The sequence below is a fragment of the Pseudomonas sp. GNP012 genome (genome assembly GCF_054343835.1).
In genome coordinates, this window is record NZ_JBTGUU010000001.1 from 1350847 (window position 1) to 1376931 (window position 26085).

The window sequence follows — 26085 nt, forward strand, 5'->3', positions numbered from 1 at the left end:
CTTCCCGTTTTTCATTTCAAGGCTGAATCAGATGACCTGGACAATCGCGTCCGTCACCACCTCGATGTTGCTCTGGTTCAGAGCAGCCACGCAGATGCGGCCGGTGTCCAGGGCGTAGATGCCGAACTCGTTGCGCAGGCGATGAACTTGCTCAACGCTCAAGCCGGAGTAGGAGAACATGCCGCACTGACGACCGACGAAACTGAAATCGCGCTGAGGCGCTTTTTTTGCCAGCAGGTCGACCATCTGGGTGCGCATGCCACGAATGCGCAGGCGCATTTCGGCCAGTTCGGCTTCCCACTGGGCGCGCAGTTCCGGGCTGTTCAGCACGGCAGCGACAACGCTGGCACCGTGAGTCGGCGGGTTGGAATAGTTGGTACGGATCACGCGCTTGACTTGCGACAGTACGCGCGCGCTTTCTTCTTTCGATTCGCTGACGATCGACAGGGCACCTACGCGCTCGCCGTACAGCGAAAACGACTTGGAGAACGAGCTGGAAGCGAAGAAAGTCAGGCCCGACTCGGCAAACAGGCGCACGGCAGCGGCGTCTTCGTCGATGCCATCGCCGAAACCTTGATATGCCATGTCGAGGAACGGCACGTGGCCTTTGGCTTTAACGACTTCCAGGACGTTTTTCCAGTCGGCCGGGCTCAGGTCCACGCCGGTCGGGTTGTGGCAGCAGGCGTGCAGCACAATGATCGAGCCGTTTGGCAGCGCGTTCAGGTCTTCCAGCATGCCGGTACGGTTCACGTCGTGGGTCGCGGCATCGTAGTAGCGGTAGTTCTGCACCGGGAAACCGGCGGTTTCGAACAGCGCGCGGTGGTTTTCCCAGCTCGGGTCGCTGATCGCCACGACGGCGTTCGGCAGCAGTTGCTTGAGGAAGTCGGCACCGATTTTCAGAGCGCCAGTACCGCCAACGGCCTGGGTGGTGATGACGCGGCCAGCGGCGAGCAGTGGCGAATCATTGCCGAACAGCAGCTTTTGCACGGCCTGGTCGTAGGCGGCGATACCGTCGATTGGCAGGTAGCCACGGGAAACGTGTTGAGCGGCGCGAATCGTTTCGGCTTCGACAACGGCGCGCAGGAGTGGAATTCGCCCCTCCTCGTTGCAGTAAACACCGACCCCCAGGTTGACCTTGCTGGTGCGGGTATCGGCGTTGAATGCTTCGTTGAGGCCCAGGATTGGATCGCGTGGTGCCATTTCGACAGCGGAGAACAGGCTCATTATTGCGGCGGCTCTGAATGGAGAGTGGAGGGACGTGTCGCGCTCCAGCCGAATGCACTAGAGCGGTGCACAAACGGGGAGCTAGTATAGAGGCCATCGGCGATTGCTGGCGACAGGCGATTTACCTTTTAAGGCAAGTTTTTCCGATTATTTATCGACCGTCAGTCGAATGGTGTCGGCAAAGGTTTTGCGTGATGCAGGACGTTTGCCTTGAAAGCGCTGGCAATCGGCTCCACATTGAGCACAATCCAGTTTTTTCCTCGGGCGACATCGGTCGTTTGCGGTCTTTCTCGTTCGTGCCGGTTTGACCGGCAAGAGTGATCCAGAGGTATTTCATGTCTGAATTCCAGCTAGTCACCCGTTTCGAGCCCGCCGGCGATCAGCCGGAAGCCATCCGCCTGATGGTCGAGGGCATCGAGGCCGGGCTGGCGCACCAGACGCTGCTCGGTGTGACCGGCTCGGGCAAGACCTTCAGCATCGCCAACGTGATCGCCCAGGTGCAGCGCCCGACGCTGGTGCTGGCGCCGAACAAGACCCTGGCGGCGCAGTTGTACGGGGAGTTCAAGGCGTTTTTCCCGAACAACGCGGTGGAGTATTTCGTTTCCTACTACGACTACTACCAACCCGAAGCCTACGTGCCGTCCTCGGACACCTTCATCGAGAAAGATGCCTCGATCAACGACCACATCGAGCAGATGCGGCTGTCGGCGACCAAGGCACTGCTCGAGCGCAAGGACGCGATCATCGTCACCACGGTGTCGTGCATCTACGGCCTGGGCAGCCCGGAAACCTATCTGAAGATGGTGTTGCACGTGGATCGCGGCGACAAGCTCGACCAGCGTGAGTTACTGCGCCGCCTGGCTGACCTGCAATACACCCGCAACGACATGGAATTCGCCCGGGCGACCTTCCGCGTGCGCGGCGATGTGATCGATATCCACCCGGCGGAATCGGATTTCGAAGCAATCCGCATCGAACTCTTCGACGATGAAGTGGAAAGCCTGTCGGCCTTCGATCCATTGACCGGCGAAGTGATCCGCAAGCTGCCGCGCTTCACCTTCTACCCGAAGAGCCACTACGTCACGCCCCGGGAAACCCTGATGGGCGCGGTCGAAGGCATCAAGGTCGAGTTGCAGGAGCGCCTGGAATACCTGCGCTCCAACAACAAGCTGGTGGAAGCTCAGCGCCTGGAGCAGCGCACCCGTTTCGATCTGGAGATGATCCTCGAACTGGGTTACTGCAACGGCATCGAAAACTACTCCCGTTACCTGTCTGGTCGCGAAGCCGGCGCGCCGCCACCAACCCTTTACGATTACCTGCCGGCCGATGCCTTGCTGGTGATCGACGAATCCCACGTCAGCGTTCCGCAGGTGGGCGCCATGTACAAGGGCGACCGCTCGCGCAAGGAAACCCTGGTCGAATACGGTTTCCGCCTGCCCTCGGCCCTGGACAACCGGCCGATGCGTTTCGATGAATGGGAAAGCATCAGCCCGCAGACGATTTTCGTCTCGGCGACGCCGGGCAACTATGAAGCCGAGCACGCCGGGCGCGTGATTGACATGGTAGTGCGCCCGACCGGGCTGGTGGACCCGCAAATCGAGATCCGCCCGGCACTGACCCAGGTCGACGACTTGCTGTCGGAAATCACCAAGCGTGTCGCTCTGGAAGAGCGGGTGCTGGTCACGACGCTGACCAAGCGCATGGCCGAAGACTTGACCGACTATCTGGCCGACCACGGCGTGCGCGTGCGCTACCTGCACTCGGACATCGACACCGTGGAGCGGGTCGAAATCATCCGCGACCTGCGCCTCGGCACCTTCGATGTGCTGGTGGGCATCAACCTGTTGCGCGAAGGCCTGGACATGCCGGAAGTGTCGCTGGTGGCGATCCTCGATGCCGACAAGGAAGGCTTCCTGCGTTCCGAGCGCTCGCTGATCCAGACCATCGGGCGGGCGGCGCGTAACCTCAATGGCCGGGCGATTCTGTATGCCGACCGCATCACGGGCTCCATGGAGCGGGCGATCGGCGAAACCGAGCGTCGTCGCGACAAGCAGATTGCCTTTAACCTGGCCAATGGCATCACGCCCAAAGGCGTGTTCAAGGACGTCGCCGACATTATGGAAGGCGCCACAGTGCCCGGCTCGCGCAGCAAGAAGCGCAAAGGCATGGCCAAGGCCGCCGAGGAAAACGCCAGGTACGAAGCCGAATTGCGCTCGCCGGGTGAGATCAGCAAGCGTATCAAGGCCCTGGAAGAGAAGATGTACCAGCTCGCTCGCGACCTGGAATTCGAAGCGGCGGCGCAGATGCGCGACGAAATTGCCAAGTTGCGCGAGCGGTTGATCACTGTTTGAGATTTGCGGTGAGTGTGCGGGCCTCTTCGCGAGCAGGCTCGCTCCCACAGTTGACTGAGTTGTCCTGACGGGCGCGGTCCAATGTGGGAGCGAGCTTGCTCGCGATGAGGCCGGTCAGGGTACTGCAAGTATCAATTAGTGCGCCTCGCCAGCCTTCAAACCCGCCGGCAATTTCCGGGTCAGCAACACCGCCAGCATGCTGATCCCCAGCGCAATCCCGACAAAATGAAACGCATCGTTGTAGGCCATGATCGATGCCTGCTGACGCGCGATCTCGCTGAGTTTGCCCAATGCCGCCGTTTCACTGCCCAGCCGGTCGGTCAGTGAGGCAATGCGCTCGGCCACCTGCGGATTGCTCGGCACGATGGACTCACGCAGGTAATCGAAATAAACCTTGGTTCGCGCATCCAGCAGCGTGGCGAGCAGGGCGATGCCGATGGCCCCGCCGAGGTTGCGCAGGATGTTGAACAGGCTCGATGCCGACCCTGCATCCTGGGGCAGGATGTAGGACGTCGCGATCAGCGAGATGGTGACCATGATCAGCGGCTGGCCCAGGGCGCGGATGATCTGGATCTGATTGAACTGCGGCCCGGCAAAGTCCGGGTTGAGCACGCCCGAAGAGAAGCTCGCCAACCCGAATAGCCCGAAGCCCAGTGTGCACAGCCATTTCGGCGAGACGAACTTCATCAGTTTGGGCACCAGCGGGATCAGAAACAGCTGCGGCACCCCCATCCACATGATCACTTCACCGATCTGCAGGGCGTTGTAGTTCTGGATTTGCGCCAGGTACAGCGGCAGCAGGTAGATCGAGCCGTACAACCCGACCCCCATGCCGACGCTGGAAATGCTGGACAAGCCGAAGTTGCGATTGCCGAGGATGCCGAGGTTGATCAACGGATTGGGTTTGGAAAACTGCACGATCACAAAGGTGATCAGGCTGACCAGCGCGATGCTGCCCAGGGTCACGATCAGGCTGGATTCCAGCCAGTCCTTGCGATGGCCTTCCTCCAGGAATACCTGCAGGCAACCGAGCCCGACGCCGAGGGTGAGAATGCCGGCGTAGTCGGTGCTTTTCAGCAATTCCCAGTGCGCTTCTTTCTTCTCCAGGCCGTACATCAGGCCGGCGATCATGATCAGGCCGGGCGGGATGTTGATATAAAAGATGTACTCCCAGCCCCAGTTTTCCGTCAGCCAGCCGCCGAGGGTCGGGCCGATGGAGGGCGCGAACGTGGCGGTCATGGCGAACATGGCCATGCCTTTGGCGCGGTGGTGTTCCGGGAGCTTGATCAGGGTCAGGGTGAACGCCAGTGGAATCAGCGCACCGCCGGTAAACCCCTGCAGGGCGCGAAACACGATCATGCTCTCCAGGCTCCAGGCCATGGAGCAGAGCAGGGAGGCCGCGAGAAATCCGAGGGACACCCACACCGCCAGGCGTCGCGCCGACAGCAACTGCACGAGCCAGGCGGTGAGCGGGATCATGATGATCTCCGCCACCAGGTAGGAGGTGGAAATCCACGAGCCTTCCTCCAGGGTCGCCGACAGCGCGCCCTGGATATCCTTGAGCGAGGAATTGGTGATCTGGATGTCCAGCACCGCCATAAAGGCGCCGAGCATCACGCTCATTACCGCGATCCAGTCCCGCCGGGTCGGTTCGCCGACCGGGCGGATCAGTTGATCACCGGCCATCGTCAGGGGCGGCTTTGTGGCTCACTTTGGGGGTGACATCTTCAGGGGCATCCTTGATGTTCACCTTGGCGGTCACCGACATGCCCGGACGGATCTTGCCGCGCAGCGGATTGTCGGCAGCGAAGGTCAGTTTTACCGGAATCCGTTGCACGACTTTGGTGAAGTTGCCCGTGGCATTGTCCGGCGGCAGCAGGCTGAACTGCGCGCCCGAGGCGGCGAACAGGCTGTCGACACGGGCTTTGATCGGCGTGTCGCTGTAGGCGTCGAAGGTCAGTTCGGCTTCCTGGCCGGGTTGCATGTGGCCGATCTGGGTTTCCTTGAAGTTGGCCTGAATCCAGATGTCTTCGTCAGGCACGATCGACAGCAAGTAAGCGCCGGCCTGCACGTATTGGCCTTCGCGGGCGGCACGCTGGCCGATCAGGCCGCTGATGGGGGCGTGGATTTCGCTGCGGGTCAGGTTCAGTTCGGCCTGGGCCAGGTCGGTTTTTGCGTTGGCGATCTGCGCATCGAGGCGTTTGATCTCGGCGGTCAGCGCGTTGACCTGCTGGCGCTGACTTTGCGCATCGGCCTGGGCCTTGGCCACTTGCGAGCGGGCAATGTGGGATTCGGCAGAGAGGGTGGTCACCCGCTCTTCGGAGACATAACCGGGTTTGCGCAAGGTCTCGGCGCGGGTCAGGTCGATCTGCGAGCGGCCCAGGCTGGCCTGGCTGGACGCGACTTGCGCTTCGCTGGCGGCAATCAGGCTGGCCTGCTGGGTCAGCTTGCTCTGGGCTTGCAGGCGCTCGGCCTGGCGGGTGGCCAGGACGGCATTGGCGCGGTCGACAGCGAGGCGGAAGTCGTCGCCTTCGAGTTTGATCAGCAACTGGCCTTTCTCGATATGCTGGTTGTCCTGCACCAGCACCTGGTCGATGCGCGCGCCCAACTGGCTCGACACACGGGTGATCTCGCCCTGGACATAAGCGTTGTCGGTGCTTTCATAAAAGCGCCCCTTGAAGAACCACTGGGCAAACAGGCCCCCGGCAGTCAACAAGACCATCAGCAGGAATATAAAGAGGCGACGCTTGAGTTGGGCAGGCATGAGGCAAACTGTAGTCGAGAAATTGTAAGGGAAGTTATCAGCAGGCAAATCTGGCATACAGCCGATAAGTGGTAAATGCCGTCGGTGGATATTCGGCCATTCACCGCGTCATAGGGGGGTTACAGACGCAACCTTGGCTTAAATGCCCTGTTCGCTGGAGCCGGGCGGGTGTCGCCTGTTACCATTCGCGCCTAGTTTGAACTTCGCTTTTTTTCTTTTCGAGACATGCCATGACCACCGTCCGCACTCGCATCGCGCCATCGCCTACCGGGGATCCCCACGTAGGTACCGCCTACATCGCCTTGTTCAACTACTGCTTTGCCAAGCAGCACGGCGGTGAGTTCATCCTGCGGATCGAAGACACCGACCAATTGCGTTCGACCCGTGAGTCCGAGCAGCAGATTTTCGACGCCTTGCGCTGGCTGGGGATCGACTGGAGCGAAGGCCCGGACGTCGGCGGCCCGCACGGTCCGTATCGGCAGAGCGAGCGTGGCGATATCTATCAGAAGTATTGCCAGCAACTGGTCGACATGGGGCATGCCTTCCCGTGCTTCTGCACCGCCGAAGAGCTGGACCAGATGCGCGCCGAGCAGATGGCTCGCGGTGAAACCCCGCGTTACGACGGCCGCGCGCTGCTGCTGTCCAAGGAAGAAGTCGCCCGCCGCCTGGCCGCTGGCGAACCCCATGTGATCCGCATGAAGGTGCCGAGCGAAGGCGTCTGCGTGGTGCCGGACATGCTGCGTGGCGACGTTGAAATCCCGTGGGACCGCATGGACATGCAAGTCCTGATGAAGACCGACGGCCTGCCGACGTACTTCCTGGCCAACGTGGTCGACGATCACCTGATGGGCATCACCCATGTATTGCGCGGCGAAGAGTGGCTGCCATCGGCACCGAAGCTGATCCTGCTTTATGAGTACTTCGGCTGGGAACAACCGGAGCTGTGCTACATGCCGCTGCTGCGTAACCCGGACAAGAGCAAGCTGTCCAAGCGCAAGAACCCGACCTCGGTGACGTTCTACGAGCGCATGGGCTTCATGCCGGAAGCGATGCTCAACTACCTGGGGCGCATGGGCTGGTCGATGCCGGACGAGCGCGAGAAGTTCTCGTTGCAGGAAATGGTCGACCACTTCGATCTGAAACGCGTGTCCCTCGGCGGGCCGATCTTCGACATCGAGAAGCTGTCCTGGCTCAACGGCCAATGGCTGCGTGACCTGCCGGTGGAAGAGTTCGCCGCGCGCGTGCAGAAGTGGGCGTTCAACGCCGAATACATGATGAAGATCGCACCGCACGTACAGGGTCGGGTCGAAACCTTCAGCCAGGTGGCACCGCTGGCCGGGTTCTTCTTTGCCGGTGGCGTGAATCCGGACGCCAAACTGTTCGAATCCAAGAAACTGTCGGGTGATCAGGTCCGTCAGTTGATGCAGTTGATCCTGTGGAAGCTCGAAAGCCTGCGTCAGTGGGAGAAGGACAGCATCACCGCGACCATTCAGGCCGTAGTCGAATCCCTGGAGCTGAAGCTGCGTGATGCCATGCCGCTGATGTTTGCCGCGATCACCGGCCAGGCCAGTTCGGTGTCGGTGCTCGATGCGATGGAAATCCTCGGGCCGGACCTGACCCGATTCCGTCTGCGCCAGGCCATCGACCTGCTGGGCGGTGTGTCGAAGAAAGAAAACAAAGAGTGGGAAAAGCTGTTGGGCGCTATCGCCTAAGCGCTCCTGATTCCCTGCAGGAGCAGCCGTCGGCAGCTCCTGCAGGTCTGCGTTGCGTGTAAACCTCCCGAATTTCCGGGGGGGGGGCGGTAAGTGGTTGTTATGCCGACAAAAAATTTTAAATTTTTTGAAAAATAAGTTTGACAGGCTTTCGATACGCCCTTAAGATTCGCCCCGTCCTCAGCGATGACATCAACGATGAGGGGCTATAGCTCAGCTGGGAGAGCGCTTGCATGGCATGCAAGAGGTCGACGGTTCGATCCCGTCTAGCTCCACCAATTTACACTTCAAGGCCTGGCCACACCGGCCTTGAAGCGATCAACACTCAGCGTTGATCAGTTGTATAGAAGGGTTTGCGTCCCCTTCGTCTAGTGGCCTAGGACACCGCCCTTTCACGGCGGTAACAGGGGTTCGAGTCCCCTAGGGGACGCCAGTTTTACAGAAGCGATGTTGCAAGATGTCGCTCCGCCGCGAGGCGAAAAATCCGGGGCTATAGCTCAGCTGGGAGAGCGCCTGCATGGCATGCAGGAGGTCAGCGGTTCGATCCCGCTTAGCTCCACCAATTTTACAGTTCAAGGTCTGGCCACACCGGCCTTGAATCGATCAGCTCTCAGCACTGATCAATTGTATAGAAGGGTTTGTGTCCCCTTCGTCTAGTGGCCTAGGACACCGCCCTTTCACGGCGGTAACAGGGGTTCGAGTCCCCTAGGGGACGCCACGATTACCCGCTCTGCGGGATTTTATAAGGGTCATTCAATTATTGAATGGCCCTTTTGTTTGTCTGGCGTTTGGCCAAATTCCTCCATTTCCAAAAAAACTGTTCTTCAGACCAGCGGTCACACCCATGACTTGCTAAAATTTATTATGAGAATAATATTTCAATCGTAATATTCGGAGGCAACGATGAACGATAAAAAAGCTCAGACCCGCGAACGCATCCTCAAGGCTGCCAGCGCAGCGCTGATTCAGCGCGGCCCGGCCGAGCCAAGCGTGGGCGAAGTGATGGGGGCGGCGGGCCTGACGGTCGGCGGCTTCTACGCACACTTCGAAAGCAAGGACGCGATGATGCTCGAGGCGTTCAAGCAATTGCTCGGTCACCGCCGCGACCTGATTGCCGACATGGACGCGGAGTTGACCGGTGAAGAGCGTCGCGCGCTGGTGGCTGCGTTCTATCTGTCGCGCAAGCACCGTGACTCCTCCGAATCGGCCTGTCCGATCCCGGCATCGGTCGGCGAGTTGGGGCGGCTGCCGGAAGCGTTTCGTGTCGCCCTGAATGAACATGTGGAATTGATGGTCGCGCAGTTGGCGGCCAGTCCTGAAGAAACCGAAAAAGCCCTGGCCGATATGGCCTTGATGGTGGGTGGGCTGGCTCTGGCGCGGGCGCTGGGGCCGGGAGAGTTGTCAGATCGATTACTGCGCGCCGCCAAATCGGCAGTGCGTTGACCCTGAAGGCTGCGGCCTGAGGAGAATGCGATGAGCGCGTTAAAGTGGGTTCGTGGCGTTAATGGCACCTTGGGCTGGTTTGCCCCGAAACTGGTCGCTAGCAAAATGCGATTGGCCTTCATGACACCGCGGGACCTGCCGCCCCGTGACTGGGAACTGCCGCTGTTGGCGCGATCCGAGCGCATTACCCTGCGGTTTGGTCTTTCGGCGCTGCGTTGGGGGCAGGGGCCGGCCGTGCTGCTGATGCACGGCTGGGAAGGTCGGCCGACGCAGTTTGCCAGCCTCATCACCGCGCTGGTCGATGCCGGTTACTCGGTCGTCGCCCTGGATGGTCCGGCCCACGGTCGCTCACCGGGCAGAGAAGCGAATGTGGTGCTGTTCGCTCGCGCCATGCTTGAAGCCGCTTCCGAACTGCCTCCGTTGCAAGCGGTCATCGGCCACTCCATGGGCGGCGCCAGTGCCATGCTTGCGATCCAGTTGGGCCTGCGTACCGAAACCCTGGTGAGTATTGCCGCCCCGGCGCGGATTCTCGGCGTGCTGCGTGGTTTCGCCCGTTATGTGGGGCTGCCGCCGAAGGCTCGCTCGGCGTTCATTCGCCAGGTGGAGAATGATGTCGGCATGCGCGCCGCGATGCTGGATGTCGCGCACTATCAACTCGATATGCCCGGCCTGATCGTTCACGCCGAAGATGACACCTTCGTCCCGGTCAGCGAGTCGCAATTGATCCACGAAGCGTGGTTCGACAGTCGCTTGCTGCGTTTGAAAGAGGGTGGTCATCAGCGCGTATTGGCCGACCCCCGAGTGATTGATGGCGTGTTATCACTGCTGGCCGGTCGCAGTCTGCAATCACGCCAATCCGCTTGAGCTTCCGTTACACTGCGCCGGTCGAAATCATCTGACCGGGAGTGGGGCATGGGCTGGGATCGGGAAACGCCATTTATCATTGATCTGCAAGTGGACGCCGAGGACATCGACGGGTTGGGACACGCGAACAACGCAGTCTACGTGACCTGGCTCGAGCGCTGCGCCTGGCGCCACTCCCAACGCCTTGGCCTGGATCTGGTCGAATACCGGCGGCTGGACCGGGCGATGGCGGTGGTGCGCCACGAGATCGATTACCTGGCAGCGGCCTACGAAGGTGATGAGCTGCAATTGGCGACCTGGATCGTCGATTGGGACCAGCGCCTGAAAATGACCCGACACTTCCAGCTGATTCGCCCCAGCGACAATGCAACGTTGCTGCGCGCGCAAACCACGTTCGTCTGCATCGAGCTGTCCACCGGCAAGCCCAAGCGCATGCCGACGGAGTTCATCGAAGGCTATGGCCCGGCGATTAAAGCGCAGGAGTTGGTACAACCCTGATTTCCTGTGGGAGCGGGCTTGCTCGCGAATGCAGTGTGTCAGCAAATTAAATGTTGGCTGACACGACGCTTTCGCGAGCAAGCCCGCTCCCACATTGGATTTGCGATGTTCTGCAGATTTTCTCTGAAACCCAGTAAACTGCCGCACGTTTTTCCTCGAGTGTGTTTTTCATGCAAATTGCTTTGGCGCCCATGGAGGGGTTGGTCGACGACATCCTGCGCGATGTGCTGACCCGCGTGGGTGGTATTGACTGGTGCGTGACCGAGTTCATTCGGGTCAACGACCAGTTACTGACGCCTGCCTATTTCCACAAGTTCGGCCCGGAGCTGCTCAACGGTGCCCGGACCGCCTCCGGCGTGCCGCTGCGTGTGCAACTGCTCGGTTCCGATCCGGTGTGCCTGGCGGAAAATGCCGCGCTGGCTTGCGAGCTGGGTTCGGAGGTGATCGACCTGAACTTCGGCTGCCCGGCCAAGACAGTCAACAAATCCCGTGGTGGTGCGGTCCTGCTCAAGGAACCCGAGCTGCTCAACCAGATCGTCGAGCACGTCCGCCGTGCCGTCCCCGCGCACATTCCGGTCACCGCCAAGATGCGCCTGGGCTTCGACAGCCCGGACGGTTCGCTGGTGTGTGCCACGGCCCTGGCCGAAGGCGGTGCGGAACATATCGTGGTGCACGCGCGAACCAAGGTCGATGGCTACAAGCCGCCGGCTCACTGGGAGTGGATCCCGCGGGTGCAGGACGTGGTCAAGGTGCCGGTGTTCGCCAATGGTGATATCTGGAGCGTCGAAGACTGGCGCCGTTGCCGCGAGATCAGTGGCGTGGAAGACATCATGCTCGGTCGCGGCCTGGTTTCGCGCCCCGATCTGGCCAGGCAGATCGCCGCTGCCCGGGCCGGTGAAGAGGTCGTGGAGATGACCTGGAACGAGCTGCTGCCGCTGATCCAGGACTTCTGGCTGCAAGCCAAGGCGCAGATGACGCCACGCCAATCGCCGGGTCGCCTGAAGCAATGGCTGGCGATGCTGACCCGCAATTATCCCGAGGCAGTAGAGCTGTTCACCGTCCTGCGTCGTGAGACCGAACTGGATAACGTCTCGCGTTTGTTGGGGCTGCCGGTGGCTGAAGCCGCCTGAGGCTCTAAAAAAAAAGTAAAAAATAAGCTCTTGAAATGCAATCAGCGGTCCCTATTTAAGGGGTACGCGATGCCGAATTCGGGTCGCGGAGACAAAAAACCTTGCTGATTGTTTTCAGGAGATTTGAATCATGGCTACTACATTTTCCCTGGCCCCACTGTTTCGGTCCTCGGTAGGTTTCGACCGTTTCAACGACTTGTTCGAGACCGCCCTGCGCAACGAACCAGGCAGCAGCTATCCACCCTATAACGTGGAAAAACATGGCGACGACCAGTACCGTATTGTCATCGCAGCGGCTGGTTTCCAGGAAGAAGACCTGGAGCTCGAAGTCGAGAAGGGTGTGCTGACCATCAGTGGCGGTAAACGCGACGCAAACGAAGACGTCACTTATCTGTATCAGGGCATTGCCCAGCGTGCGTTCAAGCTGTCCTTCCGTCTGGCGGATCACATCGAGATCAAGGCGGCCGGCCTGAGCAACGGTCTGTTGAGCATCGACCTGCTGCGGGTGATTCCGGAAGAGGCGAAAGCCAAGCGCATCCCGATCAACGGGGCGCAAAAACCGACTCTGCAACACTGAGTCGAGCTTGATGCCGGGTGTCGTGATTGATCAAACAGCCGGCTGGAACAAAAGACCCCGACGTGTCGGGGTCTTTTTGTTGCGTTCAAGTCCAGCCGTAGCGCACCAGATGAAAGAAGATCGGCGCCGCAAAACACACTGAGTCCAGCCGGTCGAGCATGCCTCCGTGGCCTTCGATCATGTGCCCCCAGTCCTTTACCCCTCGGTCGCGCTTGATCGCCGACATCACGATGCCACCAGCGAACCCCAGCAAGTTGATCAGTAAGGCGATGAACAGTGACTGCCAGGCGGTGAACGGTGTGATCCACCACAAGGCGCAGCCGATCAGCGAGGCCAGCAAAATGCCGCCGACAAAGCCTTCCACTGTTTTCGACGGCGACAGTTTCGGCGCGATCTTGCGTTTGCCAAACAACTTGCCGCACACGTATTGCAGCACATCCGACATCTGCACCACGATCACCAGATAGGCGATCAACAGCAGGTTTCGACCTTCATAGCCAGCGATGTCCAGAGTCAGCAGGGCGGGCACGTGGGACACGCAGAACACCGCGATCATCAGACCCCACTGGACCTTCGAGGCTCGCTCGAGAAAGTGCGTGCTGTCGCCGCCCAGGGACGCCAGGATCGGCAGCAGCAAAAACACGTAGACCGGGATGAAGATTGAAAACAACCCGTACCAATCGTAGTAAATCAACAGGTACTGCAGCGGCAGCGCCAGGTAGAAGGCCGCCACCAGTGCCGGATAGTCGCTGCGCCGGGTCGGCATGAGGGTCATGAATTCGCGTAGGGCGTAGAACGACACCGTGTAGAACAGCAGGATCACTGCAGTGGTACCGAGCCAGAAGGCCGCCCCGATCACCAGTACCATCACCCACCAGGCATTTATACGGGCGTTGAGGTTGTCGATCACCGGGTTGGCGGTGCCTTGGGTGCGTCGTTTGAGTACGAAACCGATGAGCGAGGCCAGCAGTAGAAATGCACCGATGCCGGCAAATAACATCAATGTCTGTCTGTCCATGTCAGGCGTGCTCCCCGGCCAGGTTCAGCAGCGCTTCGCGACTGCGCTCGAGAAACTGCGCCTTGCTTTCCTCTTCGTCCAGGGTCAGCGCGGCGCCAAAGCTGATGGTGCATAAAAGCGGTAGTGGCAGCACGCGCCCCTTGGGCATGACTCGGTTGAGGTTGGCGATCCACACCGGGATCAATTGCGCGTCGGGGTACTGTTTCGCCAGGTGATACAGCCCGCTTTTGAACGGCAGCAGGCCGTCTTCGGGGTTGCGTGTGCCTTCGGGGAAGATGATCAGCGAATCGCCGTTTGCCAGGGCATCGAGCATCGGCTGCAACGGATTCTCGGCATTATCCTTGCGCTCCCGGTCAATCAGCACGCCATTGAACACCCGATTGATGATGTACCGGCGTAGTGGGCTTTTGAGCCAGTAATCGGCGCCAGCGACCGGTCGGGTGATATCGCGCAAGGTCGGCGGCAACGACGCCCACAGCAGCACGAAATCGCCATGGCTGCTGTGGTTGGCGAAATAGATGCGCTGCACTGCTTGCGGTGCGCAACCGAGCCATAGGCTACGGGCGCCAGTGAGTAGACGCGCGGCAGAGGTGATGAGTGTGGCAACCACGGGTTCCAGCATGAGAACTCCTTATCCCGCTACGGCCAGCCAAGGGGCCGCCAAGATGAAAACCAGGGTCAACAGAACTTGTGCCGCCACCAGCAATGCCTGGCGACGCAACAGCTTCAGGGCGCCGGCAATGCGTTGGCCCCAGGTACGGCCGGCGCGTTCGGCGGGCTGTAGATTCAGCGCTGTCAGGGCTTGATCCAGGGCTTGGGTGCGCTCGCCGAGATCTGCGGCGCTCTCGGCAAGGCGCTGGAACAGATCGGCATCGAAAGCGACCCGCACTGCCCAGTATTTCTGCCACAGACCGAGCACCAGCAGCCCGCTGCTGCAGGTCACGCCCCAGAACCCCGGGCTGGTCAGGACGTACTGACTGAGGCCGAGCAAGGCGCCCAACAGGGTAAACCCGGTGGACAGTCGATCCAGCAAGTTGCCACGACGCAACAGACTGGCTATCACCTGCAGTTGCATTTCAATGGACAATGCTGCTCTCCATGCGGGTCGCTACCTGCTCCAGGGCTTTTCGTTGAAGGGGACCCAAAACAATCCCTGGACGCGCGCGCTGGATCAGCCGGATAGCTTCATCGATGCTGGCAACCCGCCCGCTGTGTAGCAGCCACGCGGCCACCGCCGTGGCGCTGCGCGAATAGCCCAGGGCGCAGCAGACCAGCAGCGGACCTTGCTGACGCAGGCTTTCGATGACCAGCGCTGCCTCCTGACATTGCGCGGCGGTGGGGGCGGTCAGGTCCAATACAGGCAGCGATCGGTAAGCGACGGAGCCAGGGTTCAGCGACAGTTCGGCACACAGGTCGAACACGGCAGTAAAGGCACAGTCCTCGAGTTCCTGGCGAGTCGGTATGCGCCCGAGCCAGACGTTGTCGAGTACCCGATCGGGATCTGGATCCTTGCGGGTCCACAGGCGCGAATTGAGCCAGGCTGCGGCCAGATAGGGGGCCAGGAGCCAGCGGGCGGCGGCTGACAGGCGTCCATTGGCGCGTTTCTGAAAGCCGCCAGCCTCCAGCACGGCGTAATTGAGCGCCACCAGCAGCAGTGCCAGCGCCGGCCAGAGTAGCCACAGCCAGACTCCCCCCAAGGCAAAGGCCGAAACAGTGAACGCTGCCACCCCCAGCAGGTAATACAGCGCCAGTTTCCAGCGTTTCCCCCGGGGTGCCAGGCGCGCGGTTTGCAGGACGGAGGGGCCCTCCAGCGGCCATAGCCAGACACACAGCCAACCGAGCATCGCTCCGGTGGGTAGATCGATGAAGTGGTGCTGGTAAGTGGTCAGTACCGAGATCCCGATCAGGGCGAACCAGCCATGCATCACTGCGCGCCAGATGCCCTGCAAGTGCCGCTGATAGCAGGCCCAGAGGATCACCAGCAAGGCGATGTGCAGCGATGGTGCCTGGTTGAACGGCTTGTCAAAGCCGGCGAGGACGTCGAACAGCCAGCCAAATACGCCATCCAGTTCCGGTCGGTCAAACGTGAAGCGCAGCGGCCAGATCAGAAAGCAACTGACGGCAATCACCTGCGCGGTCAGCAGGCGCAAGGCATGGCGTTTCAGTTCCTCGCGGCTGCGCGGTAGCAGCAGGGACAGGCCGTACAGCAGGTCGATGGACCAGTAAGGGACAATGGTCCAGGCCCAGAAGGGCATGTGGTTTTCCCACTCGAACACCAGGCTGCCGACATCACCGCGCTGGGTAGTGACCCAGGTGGCGAAACCGTAGGTGCCGAAAAACATCGGCGCCAGCAGCAATAGCCAGAGCACCGCCGATTTGAGCAAGCCAGGCTCGCGTACCGCCGTTGCCGTGAGCTGCATCACGACACCCGTTGCGCGAGGGCCACGCTGAAAATGCCCCACTCGTCGACGCGCAGGTCGATTCTGCGAAAGCCGGCGGCCTCCACCAGTTGGTCCATTTCCGCCTGGGTGCGCCGGCGCATGACCCAGGCCTGACCTTCACGGTGGCTGGTCAGAGCGCGGGCGATCAGTTCCAGCTGCGGGTGCCAGGGTTGACCGGTATAGACCAGATAGCCACCGGGCTCGACGGCTTCGGCCAGCCCGGCGAGGGACGCGCTGACCATTTGATTGTCGGCGAACAGTTCGTACAAACCGGATACCACCGCCAGGGTCGGCTTGGGGGCCAGTGCGGCCAGATCGGCGCGGTCGAAGGCATCGCCCTTGACGAATCGAGCGATCCCTTCCAGGCCTTTTTCGCGGATTAGCGCACTGCCGTCGCGCACATTGATGTCGCTGTAGTCGCGCAACAGAATCGACTCGGGCAGCGGGCTGACGCCCTGCAAGGCTTCGAGAATGTAGCGCCCGTGTCCGGCGGCGATGTCGACGATGCGCACTTCGTGTCCTTGGTCGCGCAATTGCTGCATCGCCAGGCGCAGCAGTTCCTCGACGTGCAGTTTGCGTTGGCGAATGCCGCGCCAGCCGATGGAGTCCAGGTAATTGCGGTCGATCATGCGACCGAGACCGGATGTGCCAGTGGGTGTGTTGCGGTAGACGTAGTCAAGGGTGCTGCCGGAGTCGAACCCTGTGTCGAACCCCAGCTTGATCCCCGACGATAGCTGGCTGCCCAGGCGCATGCTGGCGCGGGTCGCGCGCCAATACAGATCGCGCAGGGAGTTGTGCGGCAGCGGTGCGGCCAGCGATTCGGACTCGGCGCAGGTCGGGCCCAGGCGATCGGCGGCCAACAGGGAAGGGCGGGCGCTCGGTTGGTCGAAGTTCTGCAGGATGAAGCGGCGTGCACTGGCGACGGCCAGGCTGCGATTCTTTTCTCCCAGGGTGTCGTGGAAGAACCCCGGCAGCACGTGTTTTTCCTTGTGCAGGCTGCCCAGGCGATCGAAGAACTGTTCCTGGGGTTGGCGATGCACGACGAAATCGGCACCGGAGATCAACAACTGGGTGGGGATCTGAATGGCCTGGGCATCGGCTACGACCCGTTCGGCGGCTTCGTAGAGGCCGAGCAAGACGTTGACCGAAATGGCCTTGGTGATCAGCGGGTCGTTGTCGTAGCTGGCGACGCGTTGCGGATCATGACTGAGAAAGCGCGCCTTGACGTAGCTGTTGACGAAAAAGTTGCCGCGCCACTTGCGCAGCAGTGCCAGCCCTTGGCGGGCGAAGGGCACATAGAGCTTGACCTTGAACGCCGGCGACGCCAGCACCAGCGAGCTTAGGCGTGGCGCGTAATCGTGGGCCCAGGTGGCGACGATCACTGCGCCGACGCTCTGGGCGATCACCGCGAGATTTTCCTCGTCAATCCGGTAAGTCGCCTTCAGGTGCTCGCAGAAGGTCTGCACGTCGCGCACGCTGGTGGCAAAGCCCGGGCTGTCGCCGCGGGCGCCTGGCGAGAGGCCATGACCCCGGGCATCCCAGGCAAAGAAGTCATAGTCGGGCAGGTCCAGTTCATCCACCAGGTGGGCAATGCGCCCCGAGTGCTCATGGCCGCGATGAAACAACAGCACGGCCTTGCGCGCCACGGCCGGGGCAGGGGTGCCAGGCCAGTATCGGTAAAACAGTTCCACGCCGTCATGGGTGGTGAATGTCTGCTCGCGAGCTTCGCGCATTGCCAATTCCTTAGGCTGAAGAGCCGTCTTGTTGTACTTCCCTGAGGCCCTGGCGGACCCGATTTATCAGTGTGCAGAGCAGCAGCACCGCGATGATCGCGAACACCCCATTGATCCACGGGGCGTTGATCCACCCCAAGGCGATACCGGCGGCCACGACCCCCAGCACGAAAGCCCGGTCACTCTTGCCCATGGGCCCGTCGTAACGCCGCGAGGCGCCGATCATCGGCCCCAGCACGCCGCTGTACTCGCTGAACAAGGCGAGCAGGGTCACCAGCAGCACCAGCCACAGGCTGACGTCCGGCAACAGGGCAAAAGGCAGGATCAGGGCACAGTCGGCGGCGATATCGCACAGCTCATTGAGGTAGGCGCCCAGGCGCGACTGTTGGCCGAATTCCCGAGCCAGCATGCCGTCGATGGCGTTGAGTGCCATGCGCACGATCATCCACACCGGCACCAGCGCGAAAATCCAGGGGTGATGCACGAAACCAGCGATCACCGCGCCCACCAGCACCGAGCCGATGCCGGCCATCAGGGTAATCCGGTTAGCTGTGGTGCCCTTGTTGAACAGACGTTGGACCAGCGGCCGCAGGAGGTTTTGAAACGCAGGTTTGATCTGGTAGATGCTGGGCACGTCGATAGGGTCTCAGCCGGAGGAATGTGTGGAGCGAGCGTCGATCGATACGATTTTTCAGTGTAGATGGGTTCTTGCGGCACGCGTCCCGTTGCCCGTCCGTGATGCGAGAGCGCCTCATGCCTGCCCCGCCTTTGTGTTGTCTGCAGGGGCGGGCACGTTAGGCAAGTAGAAGGCAGGTATAAATCAGGCGTTTCTTTATCCGGTGTAGGAGTGTTCTTTATCAAGGTTGTCTGATGATCGGTGCGTGAGAATGATCCCCCCAACGTCTATTTGAGCAACAACTGAAACTCTTCCACCGGCAACGGCGGGCTGTGCAAATACCCTTGGTAGAAGTGACACTCCAGCCCCTGCAGGAACTCAAGCTGCTCCGCTGTTTCCACCCCTTCGGCAATCACTTTCAAATCCAGGCTGCGGGCCATGGCGACGATGGCGCGGATGATCTCGGCGTCGTTCGGGTCGCTGGTGGCGTCACGGATGAATGACTTGTCGATTTTCAGGGTGTCGACCGGTAGGCGCTTGAGGTAGGTCAGCGAGGAATAGCCGGTGCCGAAGTCGTCCATGGCGAAGCTCACGCCGAGTTTTTTCAGGCGGCGCATTTTGCCGATGGTGTCTTCCAGGTTCTGGATCACGATGCCTTCGGTGATTTCCAGCTTCAGCAGCGTGCAGGGCAGCCCATAGGTGGCGAGGCTGTTTTCAACGCGTTCGACGAAATCGTTCTGGCGGAACTGGCGCGGGCTGATGTTCACGCACAGGCTGAATTTGTACGGGTTCACCAGGCCTCGGTCGATCAATTGCTTGAAGGCCTGGCAGGCTTCGTCGAGGATCCAGGTGCCGACCTCCAGGATCAGTCCGCTGTCTTCCAGCACCTTGATGAACTCGGTGGGTGACTGCGCGCCGAGCTCCGGGTGATTCCAGCGTACCAGAGCCTCGGCGCCGACGATGCGGTCGCCCCGGGCGTCGACCTGGGGTTGGTAATGCACGCGAAACTCGCCCCGGGACAGGGCCAGGCGCAGGTCGGTTTCCATGCGCAGGCGTTCGCTCGCGGCCTTCTGCATGGTGTTGTGGTACATCTGCGCAGTATTGCGCCCCGAGTCCTTGGCGCGATAGAGCGCGATGTCGGCGCGCTTGAGCAGGTCGGTCGGGGTCGAGCCGTGATCGGGGATCAGCGCAATGCCGATACTTGGCGTCACTTGCAGGCGCTGGCCGTCGAGGAACATCGGTTCGGACAGCAGTTCGCGGATGGTGTCGGCCAGTTCCCGAACCTGATCGCTGACTTCGCTGCGCGAGCCTTCGAGACCGCTGAGCAGCACCACGAATTCGTCGCCACCCAGGCGTGCAACGGTGTCCTCCATGCGCACGCTGGCCTCCAGGCGCGCGGTGATGATTTTCAGCACGGTATCGCCCACCGGGTGCCCGAGGGAGTCGTTGATGTGCTTGAAATGGTCGAGGTCGAGGAACATCAGCGCGCCGCGCAGGTTATGCCGTTTGAGCAGGGCGATCTGCTGGCTCAGGCGGTCCATCAGCAAGGCACGGTTGGGCAGGTTGGTCAGTGGGTCGTGGTAGGCCAGGTGGCGAATCTGCGCTTCGGCGTTTTTCAGCAGGCTCACGTCCCGCGCGGTCAACAGCAGGCAGGCAGTTTCGTTGAGGGTGATCGGTTCCACCGAGACTTCGACGGTGAGCAGTTCGCCGCGCTTGTTGCGCCCGAGCATTTCCTGGTGATGAACCCGGCCCTTGATCTGCAATTCGGCCAGCAGCGCCGAGCGTTGTTTTTCTTCCGCCCATATCCCGACCTGGTACACCGTGCGCCCCACCACTTCTTCGGCGCGGTAGCCGGTCAGGCGGCAGAAACCGTCGTTGACCTCCAGATAGCGGCCGGTGTCGCGCTCGGTGATGGTGATGGCGTCGGGGCTGGAGTGGAAGGCCTTGGCGAATTTCTCTTCGCTGGCCTTGAGCGCCGCTTCCGAGCGTTGTTGCTGGGTGATATCTCGCAGCGTGGTGACGATGCAGGCCTGGTCGCCGACGCTGATCTGGCGGCTGGAAATCACGCAGGTCAGGGCCTGTCCGTCCTTGTGCTGGACGAGGATGGCGACGTTGTTCAGGCCTTGTTCGCGGATCACTTGTTCGATCCGTCGCAGGCTTTTCGCTGACGCGTCCCACAGACCGATTTCGTCGGCGCTGCGGCCGATCACATCGGCGGCGCTCCAGCCGAAGGTCTGGGTGAAGCTGGAGTTGATTTCTATGAACTGGCCGCTGTCCTGGTGGGTGACGCAGATCGGATCGGGGCTGACCTGGAACAGCGTGGCGAATTTTTCTTCGGAGGCCACCAGCCGTTGTTCGCGCTCCACCTGGTCAGTGATGTCGAGCAAGGTGCCGGCCATGCGTACCGGCACGCCGTTGTCATCGCGGTAGAGGCGGGCGCGGCTTTCCAGGTAGCGTGAGCTGCCGTCGGGCAATTGCACGCGGTAGGTCAATTGATAGTTGCCGGCCGGGCCTTCGCGCAGGCTGCGGTAGGCGTCGCGCATGGTGTCGCGCTCTTCGCCGGGTACGCCTTCGAAAAACGCGTCGAAGGATTCGTGAAAGGGTTTGGCTTCCAGACCGTGCAGTTGGGCGGCCCGTGCCGATCCGTAGAGCATGCCGCTGGGAATGTGCCAGTCCCAGGTCCCGAGTTGCGCCGAATCCAGGGCCAGGTCGAGGCGTTCCTGGCTGTCTTTGAGGGCATGTTCGGCGACTTTGCGTTCGGTGGTGTCGAGGAAGGTGCTCAGTAGATAGGGCTGGCCTTCGAGCTCGACTTTTTGCGCACTGAGGATGCCGTCATGGATCTGGCCGTTGCTGGCGCGAAACTGCACTTCCATGCTCACCACGTCGCCCTTGGCTTTAGTGGCCTTGACCAGTTCGGCCCGTTGCTCGGGGTGCACCCACAGCCCCAGTTCCAGGGTGGTGCGGCCGATCGCGTTTTGCACAGGCCAACCGAACAGGCTTTCGAAATACTGGTTGGCTTCGGTAATCAGGCCATCTTCCTGGCGGGTCAGCAGAACCATGTTCGGACACAGGTGAAACAGGGTGGCGAAGCGTTTTTCCGAGCTGCTCAAGGCCTGCTCACGCTGGCGCTGGTGAGTGATCTCGCGGATCACGCCAATCATTCGCGGCCGGCCATGCTTGTCCGGCAACAGGCTGCCGCTGATTTCCAGCCAGTGCAGGCTGCCGTCGGGCCAGCGGATGCGGTGGTGCATGGCCTGCTCCAGTGGCGCGCCGCCAATGACCGCATGAAAGGCACGAACGGTTTTGGCGCGATCCTCTGGGGGGAGAAGGTCGAGGTATTCCAGGTCATGGGGCAGCGGTTGCCGTGGATCGAAGCCGAACAGCGCCTGCGTGCCCCGGGACCAACTGATCTTCCCGCGTTCGATGTCCCAATACCAGGCGCCCAGGCGCGCACCGTTGAGCGCGGCCAGCAATTGCGAGGCGCTTTCCCAGCTCTGTTCGGAGCTTTTCGGATCAATTGCCTGGATACGCGGCATCGGCGGAATACGGTCTACAGATTTCGGCATTGGCAAGCCTTGGGCTGGTGTTGGGCGTTTGTTGCAGGCATTCGCGGCTCTATAGGAGTAGCACAACTTAGCCTTGAGTCCCTGGCAGATCGAGTTGAGCGTCCAGTAAGGCCATGAAGGCCCGCGCAGCATTCGACAGCGTCCTTTCCGTGTGCAGGATATAGCCTAGCTGGCGAGTGAGCTGTATGCCCGGCAAAGGTATGCGCGCCACCTGGTCATCGAGCATGGTGCGCGGCAAGACACTCCAGGCCAGGCCGATCGAGACCATCATCTTGATGGTTTCCAGGTAGTTGGTACTCATGGCGATGTTGGGTGTCAGGCCCTGGGCTTCAAACAGCCGTTGCACGATGTGGTGGGTAAAGGTGTTGCCGCCGGGGAATACCGCCGGGTGTCGGGCGATGTCCGCCAGGCTGACCTTGCCGTTGTCGAGCAGTGAATGCTCCGGGGCGACCACGAAATCCAGCGGGTCGTCCCACACAGGCGTCGCCTTGACCAGTGTGTGGGGCTCCGGTGCGAGGGTGATGACCGCCAGTTCGGCGCGGCCATGGAGAATTTCCTCGTAGGCCACTTCCGAATCGAGGAACTGAATATCCAGCGCCACTTGCGGGTAGCGTCGGGTGAATTCCCTCAATAAAGGTGGCAAACGGTGCAGGCCGATGTGGTGACTGGTGGCCAGGGTCAGGCGGCCGGTCACTTCGCCGGTGAGGTTGGTCAGGGCGCGGCGCGTATCATCCAGCACATTGAGAATCTGATAGGCCCGCGGCAGCAGGGCGCGCCCGGCCTCGGTCAGGCCCACTTCGCGACCCAGGCGATCGAACAGCCGCACCTTCAATTGCTGCTCCAGGCCGGCGATGCGCTTGCTGATGGCCGGCTGGGTCAGGTGCAGCCGTTCGCCTGCGCCGGAGAAACTTCCGGTCTCGGCGATGGCAATAAAAGCATTGAGGTTGGCCAGGTCCATGTTCGCATTCCAGTTGGTTATCCAAAGCATAAAAAATATGAATTTGAGTTATTTAATGTAACCCCATAGGATCGACCTCACAAGCCAAGGGGTTATTGAGTCATTCAAAATCCGGGGCATAGAAACAAGCTGATGAGGAAACCGTCTGATGGCCGGCAAAACGCTCTACGACAAGCTCTGGGATTCGCATTTGGTCAAGCAGCGCGACGATGGCTCTGCGCTGATCTACATCGACCGTCACATCATCCACGAAGTGACTTCGCCGCAAGCCTTTGAAGGCCTGCGTCTGGCCGGGCGCAAGCCATGGCGCATCGATGCCAACATCGCGACCCCGGACCACAACGTACCGACCACCCCGGAACGCAAGGGCGGCATCGACGCCATCGTTGACCAGGTCTCGCGCCTGCAAGTCCAGACCCTCGATGACAACTGCGATGAATACGGCATTGTCGAATTCAAGATGAACGACGTTCGCCAGGGCATCGTCCACGTCATCGGCCCGGAGCAGGGCGCCACCTTGCCGGGCATGACCGTGGTCTGCGGCGACTCCCACACCTCGACCCACGGCGCATTCGGCGCATTGGCGCACGGTATCGGCACTTCCGAGGTCGAGCATGTGCTCGCCACCCAGTGCCTGGTCGCCAAAAAAATGAAGAACATGCTGGTGCGCGTCGAAGGCCAATTGCCGTTCGGCGTGACCGCCAAGGACATCGTGCTCGCCGTGATCGGCAAGATCGGCACCGCCGGCGGTAACGGCCACGCCATCGAATTCGCCGGCAGCGCGATTCGCGACCTGTCCGTGGAAGGCCGCATGACCATCTGCAACATGGCCATCGAAGCCGGCGCTCGCGTAGGCCTGGTGGCTGCAGACGAAAAGACTGTGGAATACGTCAAGGGTCGTCCGTTCGCTCCGAAAGGCGCGGAGTGGGACCTGGCCGTCGAAGCCTGGAAAGACCTGGTTTCTGACGCCGACGCCAGTTTCGACACCGTGGTCGAGCTCGACGCAACGCAAATCAAGCCGCAGGTCAGTTGGGGCACCTCGCCGGAAATGGTATTGGCGGTCGACCAGAACGTGCCGGATCCTGCGAAGGAAATGGACCTGGTCAAGCGTGATTCCATCGTCCGTGCCTTGAAGTACATGGGTTTGACCGCCAATCAGGCGATCACCGACATCCAGCTCGACCGCGTGTTCATCGGTTCCTGCACCAACTCGCGGATCGAAGACCTGCGCGCCGCAGCGGTGATCGCCAAGGGCCGCAAAGTGGCCTCGACCATCAAGCAGGCCATCGTCGTTCCAGGTTCGGGACTGGTGAAGGCCCAGGCTGAATCGGAAGGCCTGGACAAGATTTTCCTCGAAGCCGGTTTCGAATGGCGTGAGCCGGGTTGCTCGATGTGCCTGGCGATGAACCCGGACCGTTTGGAAAGTGGCGAGCATTGCGCCTCGACCTCCAACCGTAACTTCGAAGGCCGTCAGGGCGCCGGTGGCCGTACCCACCTCGTCAGCCCGGCCATGGCCGCGGCCGCTGCCGTAAACGGTCGTTTCGTCGACGTCCGTGAATTGATTTAAGGAGCGCAGCATGAAAGCTTTTACCCAGCACACTGGACTTGTCGCGCCTTTGGATCGTGCCAACGTCGACACCGACCAGATCATTCCGAAGCAGTTCTTGAAGTCGATCAAACGCACCGGTTTTGGCCCGAACCTGTTCGATGAATGGCGCTACCTGGATGTGGGGCAGCCGTACCAGGACAACTCCAAGCGTCCGCTGAACAAGGACTTCGTCCTCAATGCCGAGCGTTACAAGGGCGCCAGCGTGTTGCTGGCCCGTGAGAACTTCGGTTGCGGCTCCAGTCGTGAACACGCGCCGTGGGCGCTGGAAGAGTACGGTTTCCGCAGCATCATCGCGCCGAGCTATGCCGACATCTTCTTCAACAACAGCTTCAAGAACGGCTTGCTGCCGATCATCCTGAGCGATGCGGAAGTCGACGAACTGTTCCAGCAAGTGGAGGCCAATCCGGGGTATCAGTTGCAGGTCGATCTGCAAGCCCAGACCGTGACCCGCCCTGACGGAAAGGTGTTGAGCTTTGAAATCGATGCGTTCCGCAAGCATTGCCTGCTCAACGGCCTGGACGATATCGGCCTGACCTTGCAGGACGGTGATGCGATTGCAGCGTTTGAGGCCAAGCACCGTGCGAGCCAGCCCTGGTTGTTTCGCGATGCGTGATTTTGCGTAAGGCGTAATGACGCCATCGCGAGCAAGCTCGCTCCCACATTGGATTTGCGGCGTTCACAAAACCTGTGGGAGCGAGCTTGCTCGCGATGAGGCCAGAACAGACACCCCAAGACTCACCCCCAAAAAGGAAGTCCCGCATGACCAGCACGGCCCAGCACAGCCAGGTAGTCCAAAAGCAATTCGGTGAACAGGCAGCCGCCTACCTGAGCAGCGCCGTCCATGCTCAAGGCACCGAATTCGCGCTGCTACAGGCTGAACTGGCGGGGCAGGGCGATGCCCGGGTCCTGGACCTGGGGTGCGGCGCCGGTCACGTGAGTTTCCACGTAGCGCCGCTGGTCAGGGAGGTCGTGGCCTACGACCTGTCGCAACAGATGCTCGATGTGGTGACGGCTGCCGCTGCCGAGCGTGGTTTGAGCAATGTGTCCACGGTCAACGGTGCCGCCGAGCGCCTGCCGTTCGCCGATGGCGAATTCGATTTCGTCTTCAGCCGCTATTCGGCGCACCATTGGAGCGACCTGGGCGTGGCGCTGCGGGAAGTGCGTCGGGTGTTGAAACCGGGTGGCGTGGCGGCATTTGTCGACGTGTTGTCACCGGGCAGTCCGTTGTTCGACACTTACCTGCAAAGCGTCGAAGTGCTGCGTGACACCAGCCATGTGCGCGATTACTCCGCCGGTGAGTGGCTGCGCCAGGTCAGTGAGGCGGGGTTGCACACCCGCAGTACCACCCGTCAGCGCTTGCGCCTGGAGTACAACAGCTGGGTCGAGCGCATGCGCACCCCTGAAGTGATGCGCGCGGCGATCCGCCAGTTGCAGCAGTCGATGGGTCATGAAGTACGCGAATATTTTGAGATTGAGGCCGATGGTTCGTTCAGTACCGATGTGCTGGTACTGTTTGTAGAAAGATAGGTACCGATCGATAGAGTTTTTCCGGGAGCGCCCGTGGGTGCACCGACTGATGAC

At 61.0% G+C, this 26085-nt stretch carries 21 protein-coding genes and 4 tRNA genes; 14 read left to right on the forward strand and 11 right to left on the reverse strand.

The annotated features are described in order from the left end of the window. Positions 1-27 precede the first annotated feature (27 nt). Entirely contained in the window at positions 28-1224 is a 1197-nt protein-coding gene (locus ACXX83_RS05870) for an amino acid aminotransferase (protein WP_015095910.1), read from the reverse strand. Positions 1225-1559: 335 nt separating this feature from the next. Between ACXX83_RS05870 and uvrB the strand changes: the two genes are divergently transcribed. Beyond that, positions 1560-3575: an excinuclease ABC subunit UvrB gene (uvrB, locus tag ACXX83_RS05875; protein WP_458547799.1), complete on the forward strand. Its 2016-nt coding sequence runs from the start codon at positions 1560-1562 to the stop codon at positions 3573-3575. A gap of 135 nt (positions 3576-3710) precedes the next feature. Here the strand turns inward: uvrB and ACXX83_RS05880 are convergent, their stop codons facing one another. After that, positions 3711-5261, reverse strand: coding sequence for an MDR family MFS transporter (locus ACXX83_RS05880; protein WP_458547800.1), 1551 nt, complete (start codon positions 5259-5261; stop codon positions 3711-3713). Then, positions 5251-6339, reverse strand: coding sequence for an HlyD family secretion protein (locus ACXX83_RS05885; RefSeq protein WP_458547801.1), 1089 nt, complete (start codon positions 6337-6339; stop codon positions 5251-5253). The genes ACXX83_RS05880 and ACXX83_RS05885 overlap by 11 nt, the downstream gene beginning before the upstream one ends. 230 nt (positions 6340-6569) lie before the next feature. Here ACXX83_RS05885 and gltX point away from each other — a divergent pair, with 230 nt between their 5' ends. The 10 genes from gltX (at position 6570) to ACXX83_RS05935 (ending at position 12563) form a co-directional block, all read left to right on the forward strand. After that, positions 6570-8051, forward strand: a complete 1482-nt coding sequence (gene gltX / locus ACXX83_RS05890; RefSeq protein ID WP_015095906.1) for a glutamate--tRNA ligase — start codon at positions 6570-6572, stop codon at positions 8049-8051. A gap of 202 nt (positions 8052-8253) precedes the next feature. Continuing rightward, positions 8254-8329: transfer RNA gene (locus tag ACXX83_RS05895), tRNA-Ala, on the forward strand. Positions 8330-8408: 79 nt separating this feature from the next. Continuing rightward, positions 8409-8484 (forward strand) — tRNA-Glu (locus ACXX83_RS05900). 53 nt (positions 8485-8537) lie between these two features. Then, positions 8538-8613: transfer RNA gene (locus ACXX83_RS05905), tRNA-Ala, on the forward strand. Between the two features lie 80 nt (positions 8614-8693). Beyond that, positions 8694-8769: transfer RNA gene (locus ACXX83_RS05910), tRNA-Glu, on the forward strand. Between the two features lie 185 nt (positions 8770-8954). Then, positions 8955-9494 (forward strand): TetR/AcrR family transcriptional regulator, encoded by a 540-nt coding sequence (locus tag ACXX83_RS05915; RefSeq protein WP_102701165.1) that lies wholly within the window; start codon positions 8955-8957, stop codon positions 9492-9494. A 30-nt stretch (positions 9495-9524) separates the two neighbouring features. Beyond that, positions 9525-10358 carry an alpha/beta fold hydrolase gene (locus ACXX83_RS05920; protein ID WP_217837738.1) on the forward strand — a complete coding sequence of 278 codons (834 nt, stop codon included), beginning with the start codon at positions 9525-9527 and terminating at the stop codon, positions 10356-10358. A 48-nt stretch (positions 10359-10406) separates the two neighbouring features. Further along, a complete protein-coding gene (locus ACXX83_RS05925) occupies positions 10407-10856 on the forward strand; it encodes an acyl-CoA thioesterase (RefSeq protein ID WP_217837739.1) in 450 nt (149 codons plus the stop codon). Between the two features lie 170 nt (positions 10857-11026). Then, the gene (locus tag ACXX83_RS05930) at positions 11027-11986 is read left to right on the forward strand and encodes a tRNA dihydrouridine synthase (protein WP_007997541.1); all 960 of its coding nucleotides are present in this window, start codon (positions 11027-11029) and stop codon (positions 11984-11986) included. Positions 11987-12116: 130 nt separating this feature from the next. Next, a complete protein-coding gene (locus ACXX83_RS05935; protein WP_458547802.1) occupies positions 12117-12563 on the forward strand; it encodes an Hsp20 family protein in 447 nt (148 codons plus the stop codon). An 85-nt stretch (positions 12564-12648) separates the two neighbouring features. Here ACXX83_RS05935 and ACXX83_RS05940 read toward each other — a convergent pair whose 3' ends face one another. From ACXX83_RS05940 to ACXX83_RS05975, 8 genes are all read right to left on the reverse strand, one after another. Beyond that, the gene (locus tag ACXX83_RS05940) at positions 12649-13581 is read right to left on the reverse strand and encodes a phosphatidate cytidylyltransferase (RefSeq protein WP_095965287.1); all 933 of its coding nucleotides are present in this window, start codon (positions 13579-13581) and stop codon (positions 12649-12651) included. A gap of 1 nt (position 13582) precedes the next feature. Further along, positions 13583-14203, reverse strand: coding sequence for a lysophospholipid acyltransferase family protein (locus tag ACXX83_RS05945; RefSeq protein ID WP_218503554.1), 621 nt, complete (start codon positions 14201-14203; stop codon positions 13583-13585). A 9-nt stretch (positions 14204-14212) separates the two neighbouring features. After that, positions 14213-14668, reverse strand: coding sequence for a hypothetical protein (locus ACXX83_RS05950; protein ID WP_458547803.1), 456 nt, complete (start codon positions 14666-14668; stop codon positions 14213-14215). Further along, positions 14658-16001 carry a phosphatase PAP2/dual specificity phosphatase family protein gene (locus ACXX83_RS05955; RefSeq protein WP_458547804.1) on the reverse strand — a complete coding sequence of 448 codons (1344 nt, stop codon included), beginning with the start codon at positions 15999-16001 and terminating at the stop codon, positions 14658-14660. Before ACXX83_RS05955 ends, ACXX83_RS05950 begins: the two co-directional genes overlap by 11 nt. Beyond that, positions 16001-17755: a bifunctional alpha/beta hydrolase/class I SAM-dependent methyltransferase gene (locus ACXX83_RS05960; protein WP_458547807.1), complete on the reverse strand. Its 1755-nt coding sequence runs from the start codon at positions 17753-17755 to the stop codon at positions 16001-16003. The genes ACXX83_RS05955 and ACXX83_RS05960 overlap by 1 nt, the downstream gene beginning before the upstream one ends. A 10-nt stretch (positions 17756-17765) precedes the next feature. Beyond that, positions 17766-18389, reverse strand: coding sequence for a CDP-alcohol phosphatidyltransferase family protein (locus tag ACXX83_RS05965; RefSeq protein ID WP_458547809.1), 624 nt, complete (start codon positions 18387-18389; stop codon positions 17766-17768). A 269-nt stretch (positions 18390-18658) separates the two neighbouring features. Then, positions 18659-21937, reverse strand: a complete 3279-nt coding sequence (locus tag ACXX83_RS05970) for a PAS domain S-box protein (protein ID WP_458547810.1) — start codon at positions 21935-21937, stop codon at positions 18659-18661. A 67-nt stretch (positions 21938-22004) separates the two neighbouring features. After that, positions 22005-22895 carry a LysR family transcriptional regulator gene (locus ACXX83_RS05975; protein ID WP_126050484.1) on the reverse strand — a complete coding sequence of 297 codons (891 nt, stop codon included), beginning with the start codon at positions 22893-22895 and terminating at the stop codon, positions 22005-22007. Positions 22896-23043: 148 nt separating this feature from the next. On the opposite strand from ACXX83_RS05975, the gene leuC reads away from it, so the two are divergent. From leuC to ACXX83_RS05990, 3 genes are all read left to right on the forward strand, one after another. Beyond that, entirely contained in the window at positions 23044-24462 is a 1419-nt protein-coding gene (gene leuC / locus ACXX83_RS05980; protein WP_458547811.1) for a 3-isopropylmalate dehydratase large subunit, read from the forward strand. A gap of 10 nt (positions 24463-24472) precedes the next feature. After that, positions 24473-25117, forward strand: a complete 645-nt coding sequence (gene leuD, locus ACXX83_RS05985; protein ID WP_217837743.1) for a 3-isopropylmalate dehydratase small subunit — start codon at positions 24473-24475, stop codon at positions 25115-25117. A gap of 146 nt (positions 25118-25263) precedes the next feature. After that, positions 25264-26031: a class I SAM-dependent methyltransferase gene (locus ACXX83_RS05990; protein WP_458547812.1), complete on the forward strand. Its 768-nt coding sequence runs from the start codon at positions 25264-25266 to the stop codon at positions 26029-26031. The last annotated feature ends 54 nt before the right edge of the window (positions 26032-26085 follow it).